Here is a 4357-nt window from a genome sequence, read left to right as displayed (position 1 = left end):
AAACTTAAAATCTCTTGATGATAACCATCTAAAATAACTGAAACCCATAATAATCCTTGAGTTGTTGGAAAACAAGTTAAATCGGTATAAAGTTTGGTCAGAGGTTGATCGGTAACAAAATGGTTTTTGATTAAATTAGGTTGATAAGCGACATGTTGGTGAAAAATTTGGTTTTTCGTATGCGGACGTCGCCATTTCATTAACCAATTGTTAGTTTTCATAATTTTTAAAATTATTTTATGATTGACAATTTCTGGAAAAAATTCTCGATATAAAACTGTAATTTTGCGATAACCACAAGCATAATGATACTTTTGACATAATAACCCCACTCTTTTAGTAATTAATTGGTAACGATGTTGACGTTTTTGTTGAGCTTTTTGACTTTTCCGCCAATAATAATAAAGATGCCTTTTGATTTTTAAAAGGTTCAAAATCTGGGTAATTGTTAAAGTTTGGCGGTAAACTTTGACTAAAGGTAATATTATTTTTGATAAATCGGGTCGTTGATAAAGAATAACTGTTTGTAATAATTCAATTTGTTTCGGGGATTAACATGTGCAACTTTTTTCCTTTATTGAAGATAGTACCATTTTACCATCCTTATCGGAAATAAATGAACTAAAATAAAAAAATAATTTATTTTAGAGGCGATTTTTTTTCTTTTTTTTGGTTAACTAATAAGTGAGGAGGTAAAATAATTTTGGTTTTGGTCTTGAGTAAAACTTTTATTGGACATTTAACTTTCTACAAATAGCGCAGTTCCAAAAAGTTTGGTTCACGAGAAAAGCGGAGATATTTCCGACTTAAATAGTGATCGAGATGATTATTGATATTCTTAAAAGTTGTCACAAAATATGGGTTCAGTGCGGTGGAAGCCCAACAACTCAAAAAACTCGATACGCGTTTTGAATTTTATTTATTAACTAATAATACTATAGAAGCACAAAGATTAAACAAGAAAATCACCCAAGGCAAAATCCTTGGGATTAATCAAGTTATCGACTTATTTTCTCCGCGCGCTAACCACTTCTTACACACTTTAAGGATAAACCAATTTATTCCCTGTCCCGATATTAATATCATTAAAAAGCCAAAAGGAGTTAAACGATAATGTTAACCAATGAACAAAAAGCTTTAAAACAAATTATCACCTATCTAAACCAAAACAAAAAGGAACAATTACAGTTTTATTTTGACCTAATTGATCCCCAATGGTTTTGCGAGCCCCAACATCGTCAAATCTTTCAAGCTTTAAAATATTTAACTTTAGAAAAACCCTCTCCTCATCCCTTTAATCAAAGCCCATCCGCCGCTGCGCTCCTTCCCCAATTACTAACTTATCTCCAAACCCATTTTCCTCAAGATGCCTTTACCCAAACTTCCTTAGCTTTTTTAAGTGAGCCAGACCAGGTTGAAAATAACTTAGATTGCTTAACTAACTTAAAACATACTTATACCCAAGAAAAACTTTTCCAACAACTCTTAAAAATAATTAAACCTACTTTTGACCATCCCGATCCTTATCAGCGCCATCTCTACTACCAAGAAATTTTCGCTAAATTAAGAAAATTTATGGCTTGGCTGAACTGTTCCGTTTTTTTAGACAATTTTTGATTGAAAAATTATGCTTGAAGACTAAAAAATAAGTTCATAATTTCCTATCTTTTCAAACCAAAGAAATATTTTATGAAATTAAAAAAAGTGTCTAAACTTTTTTTGATAATTCTTTTGTTTCAAAAGATATTTTTTTTATATTTTATCATCCTCACTATATATTTAAGCAAAAAAAGAGAAAAACTCGTGAACAAAATGAAAAGAAAATGATATTTGCTATTAGTTTAACTTTTTTCTTTAAAAAAAGCGCACTCAAGTAACCTTTTTCAGGTTAGCTTAAGGCCGTTCAAAAATTAGTTTGATTTTGAATATATTGAATTGGTGTGGCATAGTTTAATTTTTTTAAAATCCACTGTGTATTCCAAAATTGGGGAAATTGATTAATTATTTTTTTCATTCTATCTGGGGATTTTTCTAATAAAAAAGGCTGTTGATATTGTAAAATCGTTTTCATTTGACCAAAAAAGTTTTCAATTACAGCATTATCGCGGGGGTTAGCTTTTCGCGACATACTGATTAAAAAACCTTTTTTTCTTAAAGTTTGTTGGATTTTTTTGGTTTGATAAACTATTCCTTGATCGGAATGCATGATACAAGGGGTTTTTAATTGGGGGAGTTTTTTAATTGTCTTTAAAACTAAATCTTGATTTTGTTGGTTGGAAACATGTGAAGCAATTATTTGGTTATTAAAAGCATCAATAATACAAGAAAAATAAATAAATCCTTGCTTTGTTTTAAAATAAGTAATATCTGTAAAAAGTTTTTGAAAAGGTTGAGTTGTGATAAAATCTTGATTGATTAAATTAGGAATAATTTGAAGATTATTTTTTAAATTACAATAAGTAAAATTTTTTTTCATTCTTAACCGACACCGAATGTCATTTTTTTTCATAATGATATAAACTTTTTTCTTACTAATTTTCTCGTTAAAAGTTTTTTGGTACAAATCGGTGATTTTGCGATGTCCATAAAAATATTGATAGTTTAAACATAAAGCTTTAATCCGTTTTTGTTGTAACAAATATTTTTCTTCTTTTTCCTTTAGTTTATTTTGGACTTTTAACCAATAATAATAAGTGCTTCGGTTAATGCGGATGGTTTGTAAAATGGTGGTTAAATTGAGAGTTTGTTGGAATTGGTTAACCAAATAAAAAACCATCTTTTTATCAATTTTTTTAATTTTTTCCATCATTTTTTGTAATAATTCGATTTTTTGTTTTAATTTTTGCATCTTAAGACCAATTATCTTTACCAATTATTTTAAAATATATTCCCTATTATAACTCGGAAAGATTTTTTTTAAGCTCTTCTCAGTTTATTTATCTTTTTTAATACAAAATAGCAATCCTTGAAAATTATTAACTCAAAATCAAAATTAAATTAATGATTTAAATAAATTAAAAACACAATTACCTTATATACATCTATCTACAATCCTTGGTAAGGCTATTAACTTAAAAATTAAAGTTAATTTAATGATTTAAATAAATTAAAAACAAAATTGTTGTTTCCAAAGCAATTTTATGATATCGATAACAATAATGATTAAGAATGATGATGCGATAATATCAAATATCGAGTATCATTATCATTATCGATATAAAATATAAAGTATCATTCCTTTGAGAAGCTTGTTGTTAAAAAGAACATATGTAAAGTGATATGGTAACAAGATGGTAACCAAGTGGTAACAAGATGGTAACCTAATGGTAATAAAATGGTAATTTTATAAACTATTTATTCGTTTTTAATTCTTTTTTATTTAAATTTGATAAATAACCAGAACGTAACTTTTTCACCCGATAACCTTGTGGAGCTTTAGTTAAAAAAGATTGGATAAAATTTAAATCTTCTTGACGATAATAAATAATATTTAAACCTTTCTTATAGTTAGTTTTGATAGGTTTATGATATTTATCTAACTTATTTGGATCTAGAGGATATAATTGTAAAGTTACTAATTTATTGACATCGATTTTCCCAATTAATTTTTTGATCTGATTTTTCTTTTCATTTTGATAATTGATTTGGAAAAGGGGATGGTGGTTTTGAAGGCGGTTATTTGGACTTTTTAGGGGGGTTAAATCCGTAAGTAATAGTTTACTATTACTAGTATCTTTAATTAAGGTGATTTTTAATTGTTTAATTTCTTCTAATATACGAGAATCCACAAAAAGGGTTTGATTTTTAGGACGATAATTCGCTTCTTGATAAGTATTTTTCTTTTTGGAATGGGCAACAATGGTGAGATTAATTAAATCGGTTTTTAAGCTGATTAAAAAGTTTTTAATGGGGATTAAATCATCGGGAGTGGTTTGATTATTTTTCCCTCCCATGCGAATTTCTTGATTGGTGTTATTTTTCATCTTTTGTCTCCTGATTATTCAATTTTTAATAATGACGCGGTCTTCGCCAAAATAACGAATCGCTAAATCGGTTAGGTTATTCTTTTTCGCTTTTTCATAAGTGAGGTAAGGATCTAAAAAACATTTTTGATAAACTGCCTTACCATATTGGCGTAATAAATCATCAACATCTTTACAAGTTCGGTCATAAGGGGGTAAAATTCTTCGGATTTCATAAGGAATTTGTTGGGAAGTTAATTGTTCGCCCAAAACTTCACTCCGTTTTTGGCCTGTTTCATCATTATCTAAGGCAATAATCACTTTAATCTTTTCTTTTTTAATAATTTCTAGTTGGGATTGGGAAAGTAATTGGGCAACACAAATGAGACCAACCA

At 28.2% G+C, this 4357-nt stretch carries 4 protein-coding genes and 2 pseudogenes; 2 read left to right on the top strand and 4 right to left on the bottom strand.

The features are described 5' to 3' along the window. Nucleotides 1-434 (bottom strand): annotated as a pseudogene (locus tag OC698_RS02645) (IS3 family transposase); the annotation flags it as partial. 437 nt (nucleotides 435-871) lie between these two features. Here OC698_RS02645 and OC698_RS02640 point away from each other — a divergent pair. After that, nucleotides 872-1114 (top strand): annotated as a pseudogene (locus OC698_RS02640) (hypothetical protein); the annotation flags it as partial. Continuing rightward, a complete protein-coding gene (locus OC698_RS02635) occupies nucleotides 1114-1617 on the top strand; it encodes a hypothetical protein (protein WP_304513161.1) in 504 nt (167 codons plus the stop codon). The pseudogene OC698_RS02640 and the gene OC698_RS02635, both read left to right, overlap by 1 nt. Before the next feature lie 286 nt (nucleotides 1618-1903). Here the strand turns inward: OC698_RS02635 and OC698_RS02630 are convergent, their stop codons facing one another. The 3 genes from OC698_RS02630 to OC698_RS02620 form a co-directional block, all read right to left on the bottom strand. Beyond that, nucleotides 1904-2848 carry an IS3 family transposase gene (locus OC698_RS02630; protein WP_304513160.1) on the bottom strand — a complete coding sequence of 315 codons (945 nt, stop codon included), beginning with the start codon at nucleotides 2846-2848 and terminating at the stop codon, nucleotides 1904-1906. Between the two features lie 502 nt (nucleotides 2849-3350). Further along, entirely contained in the window at nucleotides 3351-3983 is a 633-nt protein-coding gene (locus OC698_RS02625) for a phase variable surface lipoprotein (protein ID WP_304513159.1), read from the bottom strand. An 18-nt stretch (nucleotides 3984-4001) separates the two neighbouring features. After that, nucleotides 4002-4357 (bottom strand): toprim domain-containing protein (locus OC698_RS02620; RefSeq protein WP_304513158.1); only part of this gene is annotated, 356 nt, incomplete at its 5' end.

This window comes from Candidatus Phytoplasma gossypii (assembly GCF_030586975.1).
In the GTDB taxonomy this organism is placed as follows: Bacteria; Bacillota_I; Bacilli_A; order Acholeplasmatales; family Acholeplasmataceae; genus Phytoplasma; species Phytoplasma citri.
Note: the sequence above shows the minus strand (reverse complement) of the source record. Positions and strands in the feature narration are given on the sequence as shown.

Excerpts from the sequence above, each read along its gene's own strand:
- OC698_RS02635 (WP_304513161.1), top strand. The coding sequence starts at position 1,114 with ATGTTAACCAATGAACAAAAAGCTTTAAAACAAATTATCACCTATCTA.
- OC698_RS02625 (WP_304513159.1), bottom strand. The coding sequence starts at position 3,983 with ATGAAAAATAACACCAATCAAGAAATTCGCATGGGAGGGAAAAATAAT.
- OC698_RS02630 (WP_304513160.1), bottom strand. The coding sequence starts at position 2,848 with ATGCAAAAATTAAAACAAAAAATCGAATTATTACAAAAAATGATGGAA.